Below are 20,295 nucleotides of genomic sequence, written 5' to 3' on the forward strand. Positions count from 1 at the left end.
GGCGTCAGCTCCCGAAGAGTTCACGAGCGGCGTGACCGAGGACGGGGTAGATCGCCCCGATCATCAGCACGAGCCACAGACCGACGACGGACCAGAGCATCTGCTTCTGGTAGCGCGCGCCCTTGGACCAGAAGTCGACGGCGATGACACGCAGGCCGTTGAGCGCGTGGAAGAGGATGGCGGCGACGAGGCCGTACTCCAGCAGCGCGACGATCGGCGTCTTGTAGGTGGCCACGACCTCGTCGTAGGCCTCGGGGGAGACGCGAACGAGTGCGGTGTCCAGCACGTGAACGAACAGGAAGAAGAAAATGAGGACGCCGGTGACTCGGTGAGCCACCCAGGACCACATTCCTTCCCGGCCGCGGTACAGCGTTCCAGCCGGCACGGAAGTCCCTCCGGGAGCGGGGATTGGGGCCTGCCGGCTTCGGTGTCGGACGGGCCCGGCCGGGTACGGTCCACCGGCCCCCAGCATCGTAGCGATGCGCTGGCGCCGGGCTTACGCCGGGCCTGTTGGTGTGATCAAAGTGGCACGCGGATGGGTGAGCGCCAGGCGGCTACTGGGGTGGTAGGTGCGGTTATGTGCCGTGTGCGGGTGCGTCGGGGCTGGTCGCGCCCGCGCGGCGGCAGCCGCAGGTCGATTACGGCCCCGTGCCCCTGAAGAGCCTTGACAAGCGCCCTCTTGCCAGGTGCCGGAGTTCTTCCGCTGCCACCACCCGTTCCTCTTCCGGGTCGTTTGCCAATCGTGACCGGATGCCTGCCAAGGCGTGATCCAGGGCCTCGGCCGGCGGTAGGTCATCCAGGCAAATGATGAATACGTGCCCGAATTTCGCCTCGTATGCGGCGTTTGCCGCGTCCAGGGCCATATGGGCTGCCGAGTAGGTGTCCTCCGGCAGCACCGGCAGGGTTTCGCCCGCCAACGCCTCCGCCAGATCTCCCGGGGTGAGGTCGTAGGCCGCCTCGTCCGAGGCGGCGAGTAGGGCGTCCAGGGTCGGGTAGGGGCGGTGGGCGGTGACGCGGTGGGACCAGCGCAGGCTGTGGAGGCAGGTGAGAAGGGTGTGCTGGACGTCGGCGGCGGGGGCGGTGTTGAAGCGCTCCAGGGAGGTGCCGCGCGTCTGCTGGGGTATGGCGACTCGGCCAGGAAGGTGTGTGGGCGTCACGTGCGTTTCGGCAGAGGATGCTGTGAGAGCAGAGGATGCTGTGAGAGGTGTGGCGCCACGTTATCGAGAGTGGGCGTGAGGTGTCCGACCGATGCCCGAATTTCAGCCGAACGGGAGAGTTTCGGAACGTGTGGTGGACGTCTTCCGGCCGCACCGGCCATAGGTTGGCGGCGTGAGCCAGCACAAGCACCGGGCGCCGGACAGGAAGGTCGGGCTGTGGGCCCTTCTGGTGGGCGCCGTGGTCGCCGCGTTCGGGGTGGGCCTCGGACTGTGGGTCTCCGGCGGAGCGGGCGAGCCGGCCGCCGAGGGCTCGTCGCCGTCCTCCCCCGAGGCCTCCGCGCCCACGCCGAGTCCCTCTCGTACGTACGCGCTGTCGGCCGCGCCCCGGACCATTCCGGCCGTCCGGTCCCACACCCCGGCGCGCGGGCCCGGCTGGCGGCCGGGGCCGGGGGCGCGGGTGGTCGTCGGGGACGCGGAGCTGGCCGACGAGGGGCGGCTGGTCGCCCGGGAGCTGGGGCTGCGCTACGCGGGTGAGCGGGACGACGTGCGGGCGGGGGACCTGCGGCTGTCGCTCAACGACGACGAGGGCGCGGACCCGGAGTCGTACACCATGACCGTGCGCGGTGGCCGGGTGAACGTCAGCGGGCCGGACGAGGCCGGGGTGTTCTACGGGACCCGCACCCTCAAGCAGGCGGTGCACGACGGGGGGACGGCGCCGGAGGGGGTCGTGAAGGACGGGCCCGCCGAGCCGGTGCGCGGGTTCATGCTGGACATCGCGCGCAAGCACTTCACCGCCGACTGGATCGAGGACCGGGTCCGGGAGCTGGGCGACCTGAAGTTCAACCAGCTGGGGCTGCACTTCTCCGACGACCAGGCGTTCCGTATCGAGTCCGCCTCGCACCCGGAAGTCGTCACCGATCCGCACCTGACGAAGGACCAGGTCAGGAGGATCGTCAAGCTGGCCGCGGCCCGGCACATCACCGTCGTGCCCGAGATCGACTCACCGGGGCATCTGGGCGCGGTGATCTCGGCCCACCCCGAACTCCAGCTGCGCGACGCGGGCGGGGCGGCGGCGCGGGGCGCGATCGACATCTCCCGGGGCGCCGCCGCCGACCTCGTCGACGATCTGCTGAACGAGTACGCCGGTCTCTTCCCCGGCGACCAGTGGCACCTCGGCGGCGACGAGTACCGGGCCCTGATGGCCGCCGACCCCGAGCGGTCCTACCCCCGGCTCGCCGCGGCCGCCCAGGAGGCCTACGGCGCCGGCGGGACCGTCGCCGACCTCGCCACCGGCTGGCTCAACGACCGGGCCGACACGGTCCGCGCCCACGGCAGGACCCTGCGCGCCTGGAACGACGGCTTCTTCCGCGACACCTCCGTCCGGCCGGCCGAGGACCTCCAGGTGGCCTACTGGACGGGCAAGGAGATCGGGGCGCGGCAGCCCGTGGAGTACCTGAACGCGGGCCGCGAACTGATCAACTACAACGACGAGTTCCTCTACTACGTCCTCGGGCAGCCGCAGACCTTCGTCTACCCGACCGGCCAGCGCATCTACGAGCAGTGGACCCCCCGCGTGCTGCGCGGCCGCGAGCCGGTCGACGCCCGCTACGACGACCAGATCCTCGGCGGCTCCTTCGCCGTCTGGTGCGACATCCCGGACGCCCAGACCCAGGCCCAGGTCGCGGCCGGCATCCGCATGCCCCTGCGCGCAACCGTCCAGAAACTGTGGAGCGCGCGCCAGCCCCCGCTGACCTGGACGGAGTTCCAGGCCCTGGCGGACCGGCTGGGCTGAGGGAAGGCAGTGGACGTACGGAGGCGGTGAACCGTATCTTCCGGTAGCCGTGCGTGGGGTTCCGGGGAGAGCCGTGGACGGCGTTCCATGTCACGACTCGGGGGGACGGCCTCACCATGATCGAAAATCCGCACGCCCGCCCCATCGCGCCGGCCGCCTGGCTGCGGTCGCCGGTCGGGCTCGGGTGGGCCGCCGTCGGCGGGCTCGGACTGGTCATCGCCACCGACCTGTTCGCCGTCTGGGCGGACCTCGTCACACTCGGCGTGACGGGCGATCTCGCGGACAGCGGCTTCGGCGCGGTGACCGACGAGCGGATCGACCGCGCGGACCGGCTCTACGCCGCGGCCGGAATCGCCCAGGTCGTCGCGGTGGTCCCGACCGTCGTCCTCTTCCTGTGCTGGTTCCACCGGGCACGGGTCAACGCCGAGGTGTTCGACCCCTACGGGCACCGCAAGGGGCGGGGCTGGGCGATCGGCGGCTGGTTCGTGCCCGTCGTGAACCTCTGGTTCCCGCGCCGGATCACCGCGGACATCTGGGACGCCAGCGCGCCGGTGGGCTCTCCGCGGTCGCACGGGCTGGTCAACGCCTGGTGGGCGGTGTGGCTCTGCTCGTTCCTCGTCGGCCGGTTCGCGGCACGTCGGGACCGTGACGCGGAGACGGCCCAGGAGATGCACGACGCCGTGCGGTGGATGGTGTTCTCGGACGCCGTCGACATCGTGGCCGCCGCGCTCGCCGTCGCCGTAGTGCTGCGCGTGACCCGTATGCAGCACGAGAAGGCCATGGCCGGGCCCGCCCCGCTGCCCGTCTGACGGGCGGATTGTCCGATCCGGCTGCGAACGGCTGTACGGCTGTGGTGTATTCGGGCCGAGGGGAACCGAACAGCCGGGGGGACCGGAGATGGGCTACTGGGGGTATTTCGTCGTGGGCCGCGCGGAGCGGCCGCTCACGGAGCTGGGGGTGTCGGCGGGCGACCGGGACATGACGCTGCGCCGGGAAGCGCCGGGCGGATGGCAGGTCTGGGAGTACCCGAGCAGCGAGGGCGAGGTCGGCAGCATGAACGCCCTCGCGGACCGGACCGGGTCACCCGCACTGTTCGGATACGTCATGGACAGCGACTGCGTGGTCGTGGAGGCGGCGGGCCCGGAGAGCGGCGCGTGGACGACCTGCCTGGCGCGGGCCGCGATGGCCGGGTACCTGAGCGCGGGCCAGGAGGGCCTCACCCTGGAGGACTACTTCCTGGAGCCGCGCGACGCCGCCGAACGGGCCGTCGCCTGGGCCGCCGAGGCCGGGCACGAGGTCGCTCCCGAACCGCTGCTCGAGGTGCTCACCGCCGACCCCGACCCCGTGGCCGAAAACCTCTTCTTCCGACTGCTCGACCGGCTCGGTGTGGTGCCCCTGTGACACTCCCGGGCCGTTGCACGCAGTAAGGGGAAGTGCGGGCTCCGTTAGGGAGGACCCGCAGGCGATGGAGGCGTGGATGAGTCTGGTGGAGCTGATCGCTCAGGCCGACGAACGCGGACTGGCCGCCAGCGGGTTGGCTTGTTTGGATCGGTGCGTTCCGCTGCTCGGCGGCGACGACGAACTGCTGCGCCCCCTGTGGGCGAGCCTCGCCCCCGGAGCCGGCCCCGGTGACTGGGCGGACCGGCTGGAACAGGTGCGCGGCAAGCTGGACGGCGCGGCCGACGCCGCCGAGGACGAGGCCGTCACCCTCGCCCGCCGGATGCTCGCCGCCACCCCCGCCGACCGGGGCGCCGCCGAGATCCGGGTGTGGGCCGACGCCTGCTCCGTCGCCTCGCTGCGCATCCACCGCATGCTCGACCCCGTCGACGACGACGCCTCCTCGGTCGACGCCCGCCGCGAGGGCCGTACGGACGGCATGTCGCCGCTCGTCGCCGCCGAACTGCGCCGCCAGGTCACCGTCCTGGAACTCCTCGCCGGGCACGGCGCGGGCGGACTGCGCCCCGCGCTGGAGGTGTCCACCGAGGGACGGCGGGTACTGCGCGCGGTGGTCTCGCGCAGGGCCCGCGGACGCGGCTGAGCCGGCCCGGCTCCGGACCGGCGGCCTCCGGGCGCGGCCGAGCCGGGTCGCGCCTCATGCCAGCAGCCACTTGACCACCGCGTCGCCGTAGTGCGCGGTCTGCCGGTAGAAGGCGGTCAGGTCCCGGTGGGCCGAGGCGAACGCGCCCCGCAGGGTCCGCTCCGCGTCGGGCACGTCGTACGGACGCATCAGCTCCCCCCGCGCCTGCCGCCACAGGTCCCCGAAGTCCGCCTCCTCCAGGTACTCGGCCACGCGGTGCGTCTGCGCGGCGGTGAGCACCAGGAACGGCGGCAGGGACGGGTCGGCCGGGGCGACCGGGCGGCCGCCCAGCACCACATGGGTGTTCGGCCGGTCCGGCGTGCGGTGCGGCGGGGCGCCGGCGTAGAGGAGCTCGTGGCGGAGGTACCCCTTGTCGAGCACCTCCTCCCGGTGCCGGCCGATCCGCTCCCGCACGGTGTCCCAGTCGTCCGCGAACAGCCGCTGGAACCACGTCGCGCTGTTGCGCAGCGCCGGGGGCGGCACCGCGCGGAGGTGGAAGTACATGCTCATCAGTGACTGGAGCGCATGGGAGCGGCCAGGCGTCACACCCGTCCCCGAGGGGTTCCTGTGACCGTCGTGGGGGCGGTGGGGCGATCCTGCGCCGGTCCTGGGAAACCCCCCGGATCCGGGTGACGAAACGCACCCCCGCCACGCTCTTGTCGGTGTGACGACAGCAGAGCAGCAGACCAGGCCCTCGGCTGCGGCGAAGCCCGCGCGGTGGGCGGCGGACGCGGTGGCGACGATGCGCGAGGGGGCGCGGCTGCGCCTCGACTACTCGGCGCAGAGCCTGTGGCGGGTGGACCGGATGATCGACGACCTGCGTCGCGAGAACCCGCCGTACGACGCCGTGGAGAGCGTGCTGCGCGGGCTCGGGGCGTACGCCGGCGAGGTGATCGTCCGTCAGAGCGGTGCCGAGTGGTGGGCGTCGGGCGGCGACCACTGGTTGCGCACCCCCGACGGACGGCTGTGGGACCCGATCGAGGAGGCCCGCCGCTGCTTCACCGCGGACGGTTCGCTGCGGCTGCTGTGCCGCGACGCCCTGCGCGGCGCGGCGCGGTTCTAGAACTGCGGATCCGGAACCTCGGAGCGCGAAACGGCCTCGGAGCGCGAAACGGCTTCGGAGCGCGAAGCTGCCGCGTGCGCGGACGTGTGCGGAATCAAGTGTTCCGTTCCGTACAACCCTCGGGCCGGTCCGTGTGTCCTACGGTGCGTTTTCCGCTCTGCTCACTGGAGAAGCACGTGCACCCTCACATACGCCGCGCCGCCGCGGCCGCTTTCGCCGCGTCCGCTCTCGCCCTGGTCACCGCCTGCGGGGGCGGCGCCGCGGACGAGAAGGACGCCGGTACGTCCGCCAGGACTCCGGCCGCCTCCCCGTCGGCCCCCGAGCCGACCGCCGAGCCGCTGACCGACCGTGCGGCGGAGAAGGTGCTGCTGGCCGACAGCGATCTCCCGAAGGGCTGGAAGCGGGACGCCGAGCTGGTGATCGACGGCTCCGAGTACGCCGACCCCGAGGACCTGCTCCCCAAGCCGGCCGACGCGACCTGCCGACCGCTGGTGGAGCTCTTCAACACGGGCCGGATCGACGCCGGCCACCGGGCGAACGCCCAGGCGGTCTTCCTCAAGGGCGACAGCCTGCTCAGCCAGGACGTCAGCGCCTACTCGGCCGACCGGGCGGAGCGGGCGATGGCCGCCCTGGGCGAGGCCGTCGACGCGTGCGACGCGTTCGACTCCCGCTACGGCGGCGGGAAGGCCAAGGTCACCACCAAGCCCCTGGAGGTGGACGAGGCCGGCGACGAGACCATCGGCTTCGTGTTCCAGGTGGCGTACGGCGACGACATGGTCGTGGACATCGACTTCGGCGTGGTCCGCGACGGGGCCAACATCACCAACGTGCAGAACAACTGGATCGACCGGCGTGGCCTCAAGGCCTTCGAGCAGGCACTGGCCGAGGCCGCCGAGAAGCTGCGCGCCGCAGTGCGGGACTGACTGCCCGGACGGGGCGTGCCGGGTGCGAGCCCGTACCCGGCACGGGCCCGAGGGGGCGGTCGGTGAGCCGACCGGCCGCGGTGCGCCACCGCCGGGCACCTCGCCGTGGCTTCGTGCACGTGCGGCCGGCGGCGCGCAGGTCGCCGTACGGGACGCTGTCGCGATCCGGGCGGTGCGGTGCGGCGGGGCGCGGCGACCGGGCCGACGGGAACGCAACGGACGAGAAGCGGCCGGGACCCCGCGCAGTGGGCGGGATCCCGGCCGAGTTCCTCGGCGCGGGCGCCGGTTACGGCGTCAGCGTCTGCCCGATGCGGGCGCCCGACGAGACGCCCAGGGTGCTGCGCGTGTAATACGCGTAGCCGCTGGTGTTCACTCCGGAGCTGCCGCTGTCGAGCTGAAGGACGGCGCCGTCGTAGTCGTTCTCGCCCTCCACACCGATGGCGAGGTCGGCCCGGCCCCAGCCGGACAGGTCCTGCAGGACCACCGAGGAGCCGAGCTTGTCGTTCGACTCGGTGGCGTTGCCGATGCCGCTGGTGTCCTGGTGGAACGCCTTGCCGCCGGAACCGGTCAGCCCCGAGGAGGTGCCCTTCAGGAGCAGCGCCATGCCCGCGTTGGTCCGGCTGGTGCCGCCGCGGGTCAGGTCCTCGCCCGGCAGACCGGTCAGGACGTCCGCGTACCCGTCGTCGTCGTAGTCGCCGACGGAGACGGACCGACCCATGGCGTCGCCGGACTCGGCGCCGCCCGGGACGCCGGCGGTGTCCTGGTGGACGACCTTCATGCCGGTGGTGGTGAACCCGGTCGAGGTGCCCGGGACCACCCGGACCTGGCCGCCCCGGTAAGGGCTGGACCAGGAGTAGGGCTGGCCGATGACGATGTCGTCGTAGCCGTTGCCGTTGACGTCGCCCGCGGCGATGGACGCGCCGCCCTTGACGGACAGCACGCTCACCTTGACCAGACCGCTCGCGGTGCCCTTGAACCAGGCGACGCGGCCGACGCCGCCCGAGTCCCGGTAGTTGAGGGCGACGTCGGCGTAGCCGTCCCGGTTGAAGTCGCCGGTCGCGGAGTCCAGGTAGGAGACCGCACCGGTGGCGCCGGTGATCCGGCCGGTCTGGTGGCCGGAGACGCCGGTCAGCCGGACGTCCCAGGTGCCGCCGTCGCCCTTGCCGGCCGCGAACACGTCCGCCTTGCCGTTGGCGTCGAAGTCGCCCACGACGACGGTCTGGCCGAGCTTCCCCCCGGCGGCCTTGACACCCGAGGCGGTGGTGTACGAGAAGCCGCTGGTGAGCGTCGGGCCGTACATCACCGTCACCGAGCCGCGGTCGGCGTTGCCGTGGGTGTCGTCCTCGCCGGGCGAGCCGATCGCGAGGTCGGCGTAGCCGTCGCCGTTGACGTCTCCCCAGGCGGTCGCCGAACCGAAGCCGTCACCGGACTCGGAGGCGCCGGGCACGCCCGGGCTGCTCTGGGTGAGCGAGCGCGTCAGGTCGCCGACGGGGCCGTCCGTGCCGCCCGGCACCACCGCGAGGCGGTTCTTCCGCGGCATGCCGACGACCAGGTCGTTGACGCCGTCCCGGTTGAAATCGGCGGTCGGGATCGCGGAGTTCGCGCCCATGCCCGCGGCGTAGCGGCGGATGTCACCGAGCTTGCTGTACATGGCCGTGCCGGGGCACTCGGTGGCGTAGCCGTCCTTGTGGCCGGAGATCACGTCGAGCGTGGCCTGCTCGCCCTGCTTCCACACGCCGGTGTTGCCGCCGGCCTCCAGTGTGACCTTGCTGGTGGGGTCGATGCCGTACTGGCCCAGCTTCCAGGCCGCGATCCGGGCGATCGACTCCTGGGTGGCGCGGGTCGGCCGGCCCGGGGGGATGCCCTTGTCCGGATCGCCCTGGAAGTCGCCGAGGACGGAGATGCCCACGGAGTAGGAGTTGAAGCCGTAGGTGTGGGCGCCCATCACCGGCAGGTCGACGCCGCCCGCGCGGCCCTCGAAGATCTGGCCGCACTTGTCGACCAGGAAGTTGTAGCCGAGGTCGTTCCACTCGTTGACCTGGACGTGGTACGCCATGACGCCGCGCACCAGCGAGGCCGACTGGGCGCAGCTGTAGCTGTTGGAGCCGGCCGTGTGGTGCACGAAGACGGCCTGCACCTTGTCGAGGTAGGTGGCCGGGTCCTCGACCATCGACTCGTCCGCGCCCCACTGCGCCCGGCGCGTGATGGGCGGCTGGTTGACCGTGGACGGCGGAGCGACGGGCTTGGTCTCCGTCGGCGACGGGGACACGCTCGGGGAGGCCGACGGCGAGTCGGAGGCGGTCTGGGAGGCCTCCGGCGTGGTCTCGGGCGTGCTTTCCGGCGTGGTCTCGGGCGTGGTCGTCGGCGTGGAGGTGTCCGGCACCGTGCCGGTGTCCGCGGCCGACTCCGTGGCGGAGGGGCTCGCGGTGTCCTCGGCGGCGAACGCGGCCGGCTCGATCTGGGTGCCCTCGTCGATGGCCTTGGTCTCGGCCGCGGTCACACCCGGGTCGACCAGGTTGACCTCAAGTCCCTTCGGCAGCCCAGCACTCGACGTGCCGTCCTCGCGGACCACCTGGACCTCGACGCCGTCGGACGGGCCGACCCAGAGCGGGGCGGAGGCGCCGCGCATGCCGGGCTCGACGCCCTCCGGCGGGTCCTCGTCCAGCTCCAGCTCCTGCCAGCCGCTCCACTCGCCGCTCTCGCTGCTGCGGGTGCGGACCTGCGCGGTGCCGTCGATCCTCTTCAGGGGCCCGGTCCAGGAGACGCCCACCAACGAGAACTGCTCGGTGCTCGTGCGCGGCAGCTCCCGGACCCGGCTGCCTTCGGGCCGCAGCGCGAGGTCGTAGACCCGCGTCGGGCGCTTCTCCAGGCCCGGCGGGCTTGCGGGGGCCGCGGACGGGTCGGCCAGGGCGTACGTGACTATGCCCCCGCCTCCCGCGACCACCGCACCGAGCGTCAGCCACGCTCTCTTCTTCAGGCTCAGCGGTCTGTACGCATGCGACGTACGACGTCTCAAGACGAATCCACCTCATAAGCGGCCCGGCCAGGGCCGGAGAAGACACGGTCACCAATGCACATGGGGCACACCCGTCACAGGTGCACCACCTCGCCCAGCGTTTTGCACGGGTCGAACGTCACGGTCCGAGCCTCGCAGTGAGGCGTGTCACACCCTGCCCCGGCCGTGGCGTCACCAGGACCGACCGGCGAGAGGCCGGAAGGTTGTACGCGGGGCCGAAGTTTCCTGTGTGGCGATCGGCACGGCTCCGACACGTGACGTTCACAGGGCGGCGTCCGCTGGTTCTGCTGGGGGCCCGTGCAAGGTCCTCGGCAGCCGAGCGGAGGGACGAAGCCTCATGGACCAGGTGGACGCGCGCGTGCCGGGCGCGCACGAGATGCGCGGGCACACCGCCGCCTTCGTCGCCCGCGTCACCGCCCGCAGCCGGCTCCCCCTGGACTACTCCGTGGCCAGCCTGCGGGTCGTCGACTTCCTGATCGAGGGACTGCGCAAGGGCGGCGCCGACCGCGAGCGGGCCCACGAGACGCTCTTCGGGCTCGGTGCCTACGTCGGTGAGGTGCTGGTGCGCCACGCGGGCGCCGAGTGGGTGGACCTGGACGACCGCCAGCGCTCCTGCTTCGCGCAGCCGGTCGGCGTACGGATGCCGGACGGCCGTGTGTGGAACCCGCTCGGCCGGGTGCTCAACCGGTTCGAGACCGGCGGCCCCGAGGAATCCCTCCACACCTTCTACCTGACCCTGCACGGCCGGGCCCGCCGGGCCGCCGCGTGGGAGGACCGCGCGGCGGGCTGACCGAGGCGTGACCGGAGGCGGGAGCAGGGAGCCGCTGTGACACTTCTGTGAAGCCCGGCGCTGTTGACCGTGGAGGGACGTGGGCTAGAGGCGCCCGCACCGCACGGTGCGGATCCGCCACGGACTCGGTACGGACGAGGACAGTTCTTGGGCCAAGGAGGGGAGCCCCGCCGTGTGCACGCGCACGACGGGGAGCTGGGCGCGGCCGTCGCGCGGGCCCAGGAAGGTGACGAGGCCGCCTTCGCGGTCGCCTACCGGATCGTGCAGCCCGGACTGCTCGGCTATCTGCGCGGCATCGTCGGAGACGACGCCGAGGACGTGGCCTCCGACGCCTGGCTGGAGATCGCCCGCGACCTGGGCCGGTTCAAGGGCGACGGGGCCGGCTTCCGCGGCTGGAGCGCGACCATCGCCCGGCACCGGGCGCTGGACCATCTGCGGCGGCAGAGGGTGCGGCCCCGGGCGACGACGACGGAGCAGGACGTGCTCGACCTGCCCGGCCCGCACAGCACGCACGACCAGGCGCTGGAGTCCATCTCCACCGAGCACGCCCTGGAACTGGTCCGCGGCCTGCCGCGCGACCAGGCCGAGGCCGTACTGCTGAGGGTCGTCGTCGGTCTCGACGGCCCCGCGGCGGCCCGGGTCCTCGGCAAGCGTCCCGGCGCGGTACGCACCGCCGCCTACCGGGGTCTGAAGCGCCTGGCCGCCCAGCTGGGCGTCGAAGGTGTGACGGATGACGGCCCCCGGACGCTGGGGGAGTCGAAATGAACGGCGACGGAAGCGGCGACGGAAGCGGAGGCGGCACGGCGGGAGCGGGGCGGCCTCCGGCCCCGTACGCACCGAAGGCGCCGAAAGCGCCGTACGCGCCGAAGGAACTGAAGACGCCGCCCGCAGCACAGGTCGCCGAGGCCGAGCGCGCCGCCGGGCGCACGCGGCCCGCGCAGGTCCCACAGGCCCCGGCAGGCCCTGGACCGCATCAGTCGAACAGGTCGGACAGGAACGGAAACGGACATGGGTGAACGGCTGAGCGACGGCGGGCCCCCCGGCCGTCGGCGTGCGCACCCTGACGGCACCACCCCGTCCGGCTCCCGGGGAACGGGCGGAGAGGCCGCCCTGGAGGCACTGCTCGCCGCCGCCGTGCGCGGCCGGGGCGTGGACGCCGAGGGCGAGCGGCGGGCCGTCGCCGCGTACCGGGCCGCCCGGGCCGCCGGCGCACACCGGGCCCGGACCCGGCGCCGGGACGACTGGCGGCCCCGCGAGCAGCGGCGCGCCCCGCGCTCGCTGAGGGCCACGCTCTCCCTGTTCCTCGCGAGCCTCACCCTCGGCGGGGTCACGGTCGCCGCGATCGGTACGACCGGCTCCTCCTCGTCCGACTCCGCCGACGGCCCCGCCACGCCCACCCCGTCCGCGAGCGCCGCCGACCGGCCCGGCGCCGAGGCCCCCTCCGACGCGCCCGGCACCCCCGCGCACACCGAGCGCCCGGACACCGCGCAGGACACCGAGGCCCACTGCCGCGCCCACGAACGACTCGACGGCCGCGGCAACGCCCTGGAGGCGGCGGCCTGGCGGCGGCTCGTCGAAGCGGCGGGCGGCGAGCGGAAGGTCGACGCGTACTGCGCCGAACAACTCGCGCAGGCGGCCCCCACCAGCAGGCCCAGCCCCAGCCGCACCGCCGTCAAGCCGAGCCCCCCGGCGGCCGAGGCGACGAAGGGCGCCGACCACGCGGAAAACGGTCCCGCCAACGCCGAGAACGGCCGCCCCGACAAGGCCACCGGCAACCCCAGGAACTGACCCCGCACGCCCGGCCGGCGTACGAGGGGCCGGGTGACCGTCCGGCCCCTCGGTACCGCCTCCGGTCAGGAGCCGGGGGAGCGGAGCTTGCGCCAGGTCTGCGGGCCGACGATCCCGTCGACCGTGATCTTCATGCGCTTCTGGAAGGCGACGACCGCGTTGTGGGTCTCGGAGCCGAAGATGCCGTCGACCGCGATGGCCGGCCGGCCGTGCCACGTGTTGTAGCTGTTGAGGAGGCACTGGGCCTCCTTCACGACGTGGCTGGGGTTGTTCCTGCCCTTGCTGATCACGGCGTCGTTGCCCGTGTAGTACCAGCAGGTGCTGTCGGCGTGGGCGTTCTGGGCACCGACGGTCGACTGGACGGCGACCATGCCGCCGGTCAGGGCCAGTACGGCCGCGGCGCCCGCGAGGGTCTTGCGGATCTTCACGGTGTCGAGTTCCTTTCGTAGGCGTTCAGGGGCGGGGCAGCCTTGAAGCGGCGATCAGCGCTTGCCGTAGCGCAGTTCCCCCCAGGTCTGCGGGCCGACGATCCCGTCGGAGGCCGATTCGCCGATGTAGTACCACTGGAACCAGGTCACGGCGGCCTTCGTGTCCGGACCGAAGATGCCGTCCACGGCCAGGCGCGCGCCGCTCGCCTGCGGGTGGCGCGTGGTCTCGTTGATGAGCGCCTGGATCTCCTTGACATGGGCGCCGGTGCTGCCCAGCTCGGCCCACTTGGTTCCCGTGTGGTAGCCGCAGTACAGGCCGACCGTGCTGACGCCCCGGCAGGTGTCGGCCGCCGGGGCCGCGAACGCGGCGGGGGCGACGGCCAGGCCGCCGACGAGAACGGCGGTGGCGGCGGCCACGGCCAGGCCCCTCGGCGCGGGGCCGCGGCGGATCGGACGACGTGTCTTCATGATGTTCCCCGTTTCATCGGTGCACGAGTGAGGACAGGTGCATGAGGGCAGGTGAAGCGGCTGGGTCAGGCCGGCGTACGGTCGATGCGCAGGGCTTCCCAGGTCCGGGGGCCGACGATGCCGTCCACGGCGGACGCCCCCATGTAGTAGCGCTGGAACCACTTCACGGCCGACTCCGTGGCCGGACCGAAGTCACCGTCCACCGCGAGCTTTTTGCCGGTCTTCTCGGTGTAAGGGGTGGTGCGCTTGATCAGCGCCTGGATCTCCTTGACGTGGAGGCCGGTGCTGCCGCGCTCCGCCCACTCCTTGCCGTAGTGGTAGCGGCAGGTGAGGCCGATCGTGCTCTGCGTGTGACAGGTCTGGGCCGAGGCGGCCTTGCCGTCGGCGGTCGCGGCACCGGCGGCCGGCGCGGCCGCCAGGGCTCCGCCGACCAGGGCGGCGGTGGCCGCGAGCAGGGTCACGGATGTGCGTACGGACATGTGCGTCCCCGTTTCAGGTGCGTTGGGGCGGTGGTGGTCGGTGCGGTCCGCGCGGCAACGGCAGAGCTGCGGCGACCGCGGCGTGGCCATCCTTCTGGAGTGATCCGTGGTGCCACCACGCCCAGCGGCGGATGTGGGCACTGCTGGGACGCCTCCCGCGCTGACCTGCGGAGACGCCACACACCATGACCGCTTCATGGGTCGCCGGGAGATCGTGGGACGGCCCCGGGCCCCGTCCCGGGCATCTCACGGCGTCCCACGCTGCCCTGTGTCCGTGCTGGTCAGCGGCCGAGGCATCTCAAGATCGGTCCGGTCGCCCCGGAACGCTTGTCGCCGGCTTCCACCGGCTCACAGACTCCCCGCATCGACCCGGCTCCTGCCCGGAAGCCGGGCGAACGGCACCGACCCGGCTCCTGCCCGGTAGCCGGGCGAACGGCACCCGACCGACTCCTCGACCAGCCAAAGAGGTCCTTGATGCGCATCCCCGCACTCCTCGGCTCCTTCGCCGTGGCCACCGCCCTCGTCCTCGTCCCCGTGTCGAGTGCGACCGCGCACGCGGCCGGCACGGCCAGTGCCGCGGCCTACAAGTGCAACATCGTCAAGAGCGGCGAGTACTGGTACGCGGGCCACTACAGCGGCATGACCGTCGTCCCGTCCGCCACCACCGTCACCGCGGCGGGCATCGAGGCCCAGTGCCTGCTGAAGGACATCGGCTACTACACGGGCACCGTCGACGGCTACTTCGGGCCGCTGTCCCAGGACGCGATGAAGCGCTACCAGCGGCTCATCAACCAGCAGCACAACGTCGGCCTGGCCGTGGACGGCTGGCCCGGCCCGAAGTCCTGGCCGTGGCTGCGCCGCTGACCCCGCACTGTCCCCCTACAGGAACGGACCCATGAAGATACGGACCACCCTCGCCGGCGGTGCGGCACTGCTCGCGCTGACCGGCGGCGCCATGACGCTCCAGACGGCGACCGCCCCTCCCGCGGCCGCCGCCGACTGCGGCTACTACGACGGCGACCGGACGGCCCAGGTGGGCAGCACCGGACAGCACGTCCGCGAAATCCAGTGCATCCTCAAGAAGATCGACAGGGGAGGCACCCCGAGCCTGGACGTCGACGGGATCTTCGGCACCAAGACCCGCAGCGCGGTCGTGTACTTCCAGTGGATCCACGCACTGGAGCCCGACGGCATCGTCGGCCCCAAGACCTGGGCGGCGCTCCGCAAACAGCCCAACTGACCGATCGAGCCGACGTACCCCGGCCGGGCCACGAGCCCGGCCGGGCTTTCGGCGGTGTTGCGGGGCATCGCCGCAGTCCAAAGCCGTAGGCCCGGAGACGGCCGGGGCCGCCACACCTGGGCTGACAGAAACGCCAGAGCGCGACGGGCTTGCGGCCGCGTTCCGTGCAACGGCGCCGCTCCGCATCGCGCGGGTTTGTGCTCAGGCAGGCCGTGCGGGGGCCTGGAGTTCGATCTTGTATCCGCCCTGTGAGGTGGTTTCGGCGGTGAGGATGCCGTCGAGCAGTTCGGCGCGTTCTCTCAGGCCGATCAGGCCGTGGCGGGCGCTGGGCAGGACGACGGACGGGCGGGTGGGTGCTGTGTTGGTGACGGTGACGCCGAAGTGGTGCGTGTTGTGCCACAGGCGTACTTCGGCGCGGGCTCCGGGGGCGTGTTTACGCACATTGGTGAGGGCTTCCTGGATCGTGCGGTAGACGGTGCGCTGGGCGGTTGTGCTGATGTCGGCGGGAAGCTCTCCGGTCAGGGTCGTCTCGATGCCGCTGTTGGCGATCAGTTGCTGGAGGTCGGCGAGGGTGGGCTGGGGGGCGAGTTCGGTTTCCTTGCCGCCGGAGGCGCGGAGCAGGGTGACCATGTGGCGGAGTTCGTCGAGGGTGTCGACGCTCAGGGTGCGGATGGTGCGGGCGGCCTCGCGGGCGTCGGGGTCCTTGGCGGCGATCTGCAGGGCTCCGGCCTGTACAGCGATGAGGCTGACCTGGTGGGAGACGACGTCGTGCATCTCGCGGGCCAGCTGGGCGCGTTCACGGGCGAGGACGGTCTGGGCGTGCAGGGCGCGTTCGTGTTCTCGGGCCTCTTTGACCTCGACGAGCTGGAGGGCCACGTCGTGTCTGGCCTGGACAAGTTGGCCGAACAGCACGGGGGCGATGGCTGTGGCCAGCGTGTAGACGAACTGGACGAGGGTCCAGGTCCGGTCGCCGGTGAACGCGTCGGACAGTGGCCAGGCGAGGGTGCCCGCCGCCGCGTTCAGCAGGGCGCAGCCGGCCAGCAGCGGGCGGTTGCGGGTGGACACGGCCAGTGCGTACAGGGCGGCGATCGGCGCGACCGCCACGTCCATGAACAGGGTCATGGGCAGTGTCAGCAGGAAGACGGTCAGCGGGAAGCGACTGCGCAGGAGCAGCGCTGCGCTGCCGAGGGCGACGCAGGCCCATACGAGGGGGGTTCCCTCGTCGTAGAGGTTGATCCAGGCGTCGAGCACAGCGAGCGCGACGAGGCCCGTGTCGACCGCCCAGGGCGGCATCCGCCGCCACAGCGCCCGGTCCGTGTTCATCGTCCGTTGTCCCGTGCCGCGTGGTCACCGTTCTCGCCGAGCAGTCCGGCCCGCTCGGCGAGCAGTGCGGCCTGGACCCGGCTGGTGACCCGCAGTTTGGTCAGGATCGAGCTGACGTGGTCCTTGACGGTGCCCGCGCTCAGATGGATGCGGGTACCGATGTCGGCGTTGGACAGTCCTTCCGCGACCAGGACGAGGACGTCGCGTTCCCGGTCGCTGAGCAGGTTCACGCGCACCACGTCCGCGTCCCGGGGTGCTCCCGCCCCCGGGTGACTGCGCAGCAGCGCGCGTGAGGCTTTCGGGGACATCACCACCCCGCCTGCGGCCAAGGTGCGGACCAGCTGGGCGAGCTGCTCGGGCTCGGTGTCCTTGAGCAGGAAGCCGGCGGCTCCCGAGCGCAGCGCGGTCAGGATGTACTCGTCGGTGTCGAACGTGGTCAGCATGGCCACGAGCGGTGGTTCGGGCAGCGTCTGGATCTGCCGCAGGACGGTCAGACCGTCCACGTCCGGCATACGGATGTCGAGGAGCACGACGTCCGGCAGCTCGCGCCGGATCACGTCGGCCGCCTGCGCTCCTTCCGCGGTCGCCACGACCTCGATGCCGTCGGACGCGTTCAGGATCATCTGGAAGCCGGACCGCACCAGGGCCTCGTCGTCCACCACCACTACTCGGATCACCGGCGTTCCGCCTCACACTCGTCTGCTCTGCCCGGCTTCTGGGCGACCCGTACGCCGCGCATCGGGGCGCCCACGATCTCGTACGGTGATCGCCCGCCGTCGACAGTACGTCCGGCACGGTCCGCGGTGGCGCGATCACCGCGGACTGTGGACACCTGGCGGGCCGGCTCCAGCCGTTCGGGGGGAGTGCTCCGGCCCGTTGGCAGACCGGCGGGCGACGCTCGGCGGATGGCGCCCGCCGAGCTCGTGCCGTGGGATCGGTTCGTGGCCTCGCGCCGAGTCCGAGGGCCGCAGCCGATGTCCGTACCGTTTCGAGGACCGTTCCGCCATGCCCGGCACATACCTGCGTCAGCCCGTCCGTGCCCTGCGCCGCCTGGCTTCGCGTCCCCACGTGCTGTTCGGGGGTGTGTACGGGGCGGTGCTGGCCAGCTCGATGGTGGCCGCCCTGTCGGAGCAGGGGGAGACGGCGGCGGCCGACCGGTTCACCAGCGCCCAGTGGCTCCTGGTCACGGCAGTCGCATCGGCCCTGGCACACGGTTACGCACACCTGATCGCCCTGCGTGGCGACCGGACCCATCATGGTGTGCGCGCCGGGGTGCGGTTGCTGCTGTCCGAGTGGCCGTTGGTGGCGGCGACGGTGCCGACGCTGGTCCTGCTGCTCGGTGCTGCCTGGGGATGGTGGCCCTCGGCGGGCGTCGAGTACGTGGTCTTCGCCGTGAACGTGGTGCTGCTGTTCGCCTGGGGTTTGGTCGCGGCCCGGGCCGCCGGACGCACGTGGGGCTCCGCCCTGCGGATCGGCATGGTGGACGCACTGCTCGGGCTTGTCGTCGTGGTGGCCAACGCCGTCATCAAGTAGGGCAGTGGCCGGCCGGGGCCACTGACCGGCCGGGGCGGCTGTTCCGCCGGTCGGCGGGGCGGTGCCGGCCGGTCGGCGGGGGCGTCACCGAAGATTGCCGGATAGTCCGGCTCCCAACGGCACGGCGAGATTGTCCGTATGACACAGATACAGCCGCCGTGGGAGACCGCGACTCTGCAGGAGAACGCGTCTCCACGGCCCGCAGCCTCGCCCGAACCCGCCGGGAAGGTCTCGGGTGGTCCCTCGATGGGGCGCCTGGTCGGGGTGGATCTGGCCCGCGCGCTGGCGGTGTTCGGCATGTACATCGTCCACATCGGCCCGCCGCTGGAGGCCACGACCGGTGTCGGCACCTGGGTCCGCTTCCTGGCCGACGGTCACTCGTCGGTCCTGTTCGCCACCCTCGCCGGGTTCTCGCTGATGCTGATCGCCGGCCGCAGGGAGCCGAAGACCGGCCTGGCCGGGCGGCAGGCGAAGGTCCGCATCGCGATCCGGGCCGTGATCCTGCTGGCGCTGGGCAGTGTGCTGGCGATCGAGTACGGGGACGTCATCATCCTCGGCTTCTACGGCGTCTACTTCCTGCTCTCCCTCCCCCTGCTGAGGCTGTCCGCCAGGACACTGGCGATCATCGCCGCGGGGCTCGCGCTCGTGACGCCGCAGTTGGCGTTCGTCCTGAGGATGTGGCTGAGCGAGTCCGTCCAGCAGAGCATCAACGCCTACGACCCGCTTGAGGCGCTCAACGGCGTGGGAGTGATCGATCTGCTGCTCACGGGCCTCTACCCGACCATCACGTGGATGCCGTTCGTGATCGCCGGCATGGCGCTGGCCCGCCTCGACCTGTCCGCCTCCGCCGTCCAGCGGCGCCTGGCCGTGCTCGGCGCCACCCTCACCGTGGCCGCGTACGGCCTGTCCCTGCTGCTGGCGGGCAAGGACGCTGTGTTCGGGGGAACCGGGGGGTCGTCCGGCGGCTCCGGGCCGTGGTCCAAAGGCTCCGGGGCGGGGGCGAGTGGCAGTGGGTCCGGCGAGCAGCTCGTGTCGTCGGCCTCGGACCTGCTGGGCGCCGGGGCGCACACCGGCACCACGTTCGACATCATCGGCAGCGTGGGCGTCGCGATCCTCGTGATTGTGGGCGCGACGGTGCTGATGGACCGCGTGGCGCGACTGCGCCGCCTGGCGAAGCCGGTCATCGCCGTGGGCACCATGTCCCTGACGGCCTACGTCGGCCACTTCCTCGCACAGTCCGCGTGGCCCGCTTCCGGCGCCGGAACCACGAAGTCCTGGGTGCCCGTGCTCACCTACATCCTGGTGGCGACCGTCTTCGCCGCGGTCTGGTCCCGCTTCTTCCGCCGCGGCCCCCTGGAATACCTGCTCAACGCAGCCACCAAGCCCGCCAAGTACATCCGGTGAGCTCCGGTCGGGGTGGCCCGGCTTCATGTTCCACCCTGGCCTGGACGGCCTGCCGAAGCCCGCAAGAGGGCCGCTCTTGCGGGCTTCGGCGTGCCCTTCTCGACCGCGTCCACGACGGAGTCCCGGACAGTCGCGACGTTGGGGATCTGCCATCTCGAATTCGCTGGCCACGGGGCTGGTGTGGGGGCAGGTTGTCTGCTCGTCGCGCCGGTCGGGGACGAATTCCCGGTGTCGAGTGCGTCTGTCGGCGCACGGTCTCGATGTCGGTCGGTACGAGCAGGGCGCGCACCCGGACAAGGTGCCGCCCGGATCCGCTGACCCGGCGCGCCGCCCTCACCCCGCGTCCGGAGACCTCGGCCATGCCCTCGGCCTGGTCGCTTCCGGAGCCGACGTTCGCCACGCTCACCGAGCATCCCGTGCTCCTTCCGGATCGCGCCGCCGAACCACCACGCATGGCCTGGTTGCCTGCGCCGTCCGTGGCCCTCTTCTCCGCCTCCCGGTGGTGACCGCTGTCGTATCTGGCGGTGCGCTGTCGCGGTCCTTGACCACGGGAAGCCGCGCGCCCCATTCCGGTCCGGCCGGAGCGAGTTGTCCGATAAATCGAACGTTGTTCGCAAGGTCGGGCAGACTTTAGGTGGGCCGAGCGGGACGCGTCAACACCTTCGGCATCCCGGGTTCGTGGGGCACGAGGAGGCGGTTGCCGTGACGCCGCGGGTGGTCCGGCCCGTCCGTCGCGTCGCCGGACTTGTAGGGCGGTGGGGGCGGCGCCGTGGGGTCGCGCGTGCGGATTTCCGATGTGTTTCCGAGGTATTGA

Annotated in this window: 22 protein-coding genes; 13 read left to right on the forward strand and 9 right to left on the reverse strand. The window is 72.2% G+C overall.

What is annotated here, in order from left to right; translation table 11 throughout:
* Positions 1-4: 4 nt before the first annotated feature.
* The gene (gene sdhC / locus ICC28_RS11220) at positions 5-385 is read right to left on the reverse strand and encodes a succinate dehydrogenase, cytochrome b556 subunit (RefSeq protein WP_188288319.1); all 381 of its coding nucleotides are present in this window, start codon (positions 383-385) and stop codon (positions 5-7) included.
* A 253-nt stretch (positions 386-638) separates the two neighbouring features.
* Positions 639-1,157: a 2-oxo-4-hydroxy-4-carboxy-5-ureidoimidazoline decarboxylase gene (locus ICC28_RS11225; RefSeq protein WP_188288320.1), complete on the reverse strand. Its 519-nt coding sequence runs from the start codon at positions 1,155-1,157 to the stop codon at positions 639-641.
* Between the two features lie 172 nt (positions 1,158-1,329).
* On the opposite strand from ICC28_RS11225, the gene ICC28_RS11230 reads away from it, so the two are divergent.
* The 4 genes from ICC28_RS11230 to ICC28_RS11245 all read left to right on the forward strand — a co-directional run bounded on the left by ICC28_RS11230 (position 1,330) and on the right by ICC28_RS11245 (position 4,987).
* Positions 1,330-2,949 (forward strand): family 20 glycosylhydrolase, encoded by a 1,620-nt coding sequence (locus tag ICC28_RS11230; RefSeq protein ID WP_188288321.1) that lies wholly within the window; start codon positions 1,330-1,332, stop codon positions 2,947-2,949.
* A gap of 116 nt (positions 2,950-3,065) precedes the next feature.
* Positions 3,066-3,758 (forward strand): DUF4328 domain-containing protein, encoded by a 693-nt coding sequence (locus ICC28_RS11235; RefSeq protein WP_188288322.1) that lies wholly within the window; start codon positions 3,066-3,068, stop codon positions 3,756-3,758.
* Positions 3,759-3,846: 88 nt separating this feature from the next.
* On the forward strand, positions 3,847-4,350 hold the full coding sequence (locus ICC28_RS11240) for a hypothetical protein (RefSeq protein WP_188288323.1): 504 nt from the start codon (positions 3,847-3,849) through the stop codon (positions 4,348-4,350).
* 76 nt (positions 4,351-4,426) lie between these two features.
* The gene (locus tag ICC28_RS11245; RefSeq protein WP_188288324.1) at positions 4,427-4,987 is read left to right on the forward strand and encodes a hypothetical protein; all 561 of its coding nucleotides are present in this window, start codon (positions 4,427-4,429) and stop codon (positions 4,985-4,987) included.
* 54 nt (positions 4,988-5,041) lie between these two features.
* Here the strand turns inward: ICC28_RS11245 and ICC28_RS11250 are convergent, their stop codons facing one another.
* The gene (locus tag ICC28_RS11250) at positions 5,042-5,530 is read right to left on the reverse strand and encodes a DUF1877 family protein (RefSeq protein WP_317453995.1); all 489 of its coding nucleotides are present in this window, start codon (positions 5,528-5,530) and stop codon (positions 5,042-5,044) included.
* A gap of 160 nt (positions 5,531-5,690) precedes the next feature.
* Between ICC28_RS11250 and ICC28_RS11255 the strand changes: the two genes are divergently transcribed.
* Positions 5,691-6,089, forward strand: coding sequence for a hypothetical protein (locus tag ICC28_RS11255; RefSeq protein WP_188288326.1), 399 nt, complete (start codon positions 5,691-5,693; stop codon positions 6,087-6,089).
* A gap of 176 nt (positions 6,090-6,265) precedes the next feature.
* Positions 6,266-7,012 carry a hypothetical protein gene (locus tag ICC28_RS11260; RefSeq protein ID WP_188288327.1) on the forward strand — a complete coding sequence of 249 codons (747 nt, stop codon included), beginning with the start codon at positions 6,266-6,268 and terminating at the stop codon, positions 7,010-7,012.
* 286 nt (positions 7,013-7,298) lie between these two features.
* Here ICC28_RS11260 and ICC28_RS11265 read toward each other — a convergent pair whose 3' ends face one another.
* Complete coding sequence (locus ICC28_RS11265; protein ID WP_223188651.1) at positions 7,299-10,028, reverse strand: N-acetylmuramoyl-L-alanine amidase; 2,730 nt, start codon at positions 10,026-10,028, stop codon at positions 7,299-7,301.
* Positions 10,029-10,365: 337 nt separating this feature from the next.
* On the opposite strand from ICC28_RS11265, the gene ICC28_RS11270 reads away from it, so the two are divergent.
* From ICC28_RS11270 to ICC28_RS11280, 3 genes are all read left to right on the forward strand, one after another.
* Complete coding sequence (locus ICC28_RS11270) at positions 10,366-10,818, forward strand: hypothetical protein (RefSeq protein WP_188288328.1); 453 nt, start codon at positions 10,366-10,368, stop codon at positions 10,816-10,818.
* Between the two features lie 147 nt (positions 10,819-10,965).
* The gene (locus ICC28_RS11275) at positions 10,966-11,583 is read left to right on the forward strand and encodes an RNA polymerase sigma factor (protein WP_188288329.1); all 618 of its coding nucleotides are present in this window, start codon (positions 10,966-10,968) and stop codon (positions 11,581-11,583) included.
* Positions 11,584-11,826: 243 nt separating this feature from the next.
* Positions 11,827-12,606 (forward strand): hypothetical protein, encoded by a 780-nt coding sequence (locus ICC28_RS11280; RefSeq protein ID WP_188288330.1) that lies wholly within the window; start codon positions 11,827-11,829, stop codon positions 12,604-12,606.
* Positions 12,607-12,671: 65 nt separating this feature from the next.
* Here ICC28_RS11280 and ICC28_RS11285 read toward each other — a convergent pair whose 3' ends face one another.
* From ICC28_RS11285 to ICC28_RS11295, 3 genes are all read right to left on the reverse strand, one after another.
* Entirely contained in the window at positions 12,672-13,034 is a 363-nt protein-coding gene (locus ICC28_RS11285; protein ID WP_282700856.1) for a peptidoglycan-binding domain-containing protein, read from the reverse strand.
* 54 nt (positions 13,035-13,088) lie between these two features.
* On the reverse strand, positions 13,089-13,502 hold the full coding sequence (locus ICC28_RS11290; protein WP_188288331.1) for a peptidoglycan-binding domain-containing protein: 414 nt from the start codon (positions 13,500-13,502) through the stop codon (positions 13,089-13,091).
* 65 nt (positions 13,503-13,567) lie between these two features.
* A complete protein-coding gene (locus ICC28_RS11295; RefSeq protein WP_188288332.1) occupies positions 13,568-13,981 on the reverse strand; it encodes a peptidoglycan-binding domain-containing protein in 414 nt (137 codons plus the stop codon).
* A gap of 474 nt (positions 13,982-14,455) precedes the next feature.
* Here ICC28_RS11295 and ICC28_RS11300 point away from each other — a divergent pair, with 474 nt between their 5' ends.
* Both ICC28_RS11300 and ICC28_RS11305 read left to right on the forward strand, forming a co-directional pair.
* Entirely contained in the window at positions 14,456-14,845 is a 390-nt protein-coding gene (locus tag ICC28_RS11300; RefSeq protein WP_188288333.1) for a peptidoglycan-binding domain-containing protein, read from the forward strand.
* Positions 14,846-14,876: 31 nt separating this feature from the next.
* Complete coding sequence (locus ICC28_RS11305; RefSeq protein WP_188288334.1) at positions 14,877-15,221, forward strand: peptidoglycan-binding domain-containing protein; 345 nt, start codon at positions 14,877-14,879, stop codon at positions 15,219-15,221.
* Positions 15,222-15,422: 201 nt separating this feature from the next.
* On the opposite strand, the gene ICC28_RS11310 is transcribed toward ICC28_RS11305, so the two are convergent.
* Together ICC28_RS11310 and ICC28_RS11315 are read right to left on the reverse strand one after the other, a co-directional pair.
* The gene (locus ICC28_RS11310) at positions 15,423-16,544 is read right to left on the reverse strand and encodes a sensor histidine kinase (protein ID WP_188288335.1); all 1,122 of its coding nucleotides are present in this window, start codon (positions 16,542-16,544) and stop codon (positions 15,423-15,425) included.
* A complete protein-coding gene (locus ICC28_RS11315) occupies positions 16,541-17,167 on the reverse strand; it encodes a response regulator (RefSeq protein ID WP_411158585.1) in 627 nt (208 codons plus the stop codon). Before ICC28_RS11315 ends, ICC28_RS11310 begins: the two co-directional genes overlap by 4 nt.
* A 382-nt stretch (positions 17,168-17,549) precedes the next feature.
* Between ICC28_RS11315 and ICC28_RS11320 the strand changes: the two genes are divergently transcribed.
* Positions 17,550-18,077, forward strand: a complete 528-nt coding sequence (locus ICC28_RS11320) for a hypothetical protein (RefSeq protein WP_188288336.1) — start codon at positions 17,550-17,552, stop codon at positions 18,075-18,077.
* Positions 18,078-18,215: 138 nt separating this feature from the next.
* Positions 18,216-19,481, forward strand: coding sequence for a DUF418 domain-containing protein (locus ICC28_RS11325; protein ID WP_188288337.1), 1,266 nt, complete (start codon positions 18,216-18,218; stop codon positions 19,479-19,481).
* Positions 19,482-20,295 lie beyond the last annotated feature (814 nt).

Origin of the sequence: Streptomyces sp. TRM68416 (genome assembly GCF_014596915.1) — a bacterium.
In the GTDB taxonomy this organism is placed as follows: domain Bacteria; phylum Actinomycetota; class Actinomycetes; order Streptomycetales; family Streptomycetaceae; genus Streptomyces.

What these genes read in the sequence shown, in the direction of transcription:
- ICC28_RS11235 (WP_188288322.1), top strand. Translation starts at nt 3,066, where the DNA reads ATGATCGAAAATCCGCACGCCCGCCCCATCGCGCCGGCCGCCTGGCTG.
- ICC28_RS11240 (WP_188288323.1), top strand. Translation starts at nt 3,847, where the DNA reads ATGGGCTACTGGGGGTATTTCGTCGTGGGCCGCGCGGAGCGGCCGCTC.
- ICC28_RS11245 (WP_188288324.1), top strand. Translation starts at nt 4,427, where the DNA reads ATGAGTCTGGTGGAGCTGATCGCTCAGGCCGACGAACGCGGACTGGCC.
- ICC28_RS11250 (WP_317453995.1), bottom strand. Translation starts at nt 5,530, where the DNA reads ATGTACTTCCACCTCCGCGCGGTGCCGCCCCCGGCGCTGCGCAACAGC.
- ICC28_RS11270 (WP_188288328.1), top strand. Translation starts at nt 10,366, where the DNA reads ATGGACCAGGTGGACGCGCGCGTGCCGGGCGCGCACGAGATGCGCGGG.
- ICC28_RS11280 (WP_188288330.1), top strand. Translation starts at nt 11,827, where the DNA reads ATGGGTGAACGGCTGAGCGACGGCGGGCCCCCCGGCCGTCGGCGTGCG.
- ICC28_RS11290 (WP_188288331.1), bottom strand. Translation starts at nt 13,502, where the DNA reads ATGAAGACACGTCGTCCGATCCGCCGCGGCCCCGCGCCGAGGGGCCTG.
- ICC28_RS11295 (WP_188288332.1), bottom strand. Translation starts at nt 13,981, where the DNA reads ATGTCCGTACGCACATCCGTGACCCTGCTCGCGGCCACCGCCGCCCTG.
- ICC28_RS11300 (WP_188288333.1), top strand. Translation starts at nt 14,456, where the DNA reads ATGCGCATCCCCGCACTCCTCGGCTCCTTCGCCGTGGCCACCGCCCTC.
- ICC28_RS11305 (WP_188288334.1), top strand. Translation starts at nt 14,877, where the DNA reads ATGAAGATACGGACCACCCTCGCCGGCGGTGCGGCACTGCTCGCGCTG.
- ICC28_RS11310 (WP_188288335.1), bottom strand. Translation starts at nt 16,544, where the DNA reads ATGAACACGGACCGGGCGCTGTGGCGGCGGATGCCGCCCTGGGCGGTC.
- ICC28_RS11315 (WP_411158585.1), bottom strand. Translation starts at nt 17,167, where the DNA reads ATGATCCTGAACGCGTCCGACGGCATCGAGGTCGTGGCGACCGCGGAA.
- ICC28_RS11320 (WP_188288336.1), top strand. Translation starts at nt 17,550, where the DNA reads ATGCCCGGCACATACCTGCGTCAGCCCGTCCGTGCCCTGCGCCGCCTG.
- ICC28_RS11325 (WP_188288337.1), top strand. Translation starts at nt 18,216, where the DNA reads ATGACACAGATACAGCCGCCGTGGGAGACCGCGACTCTGCAGGAGAAC.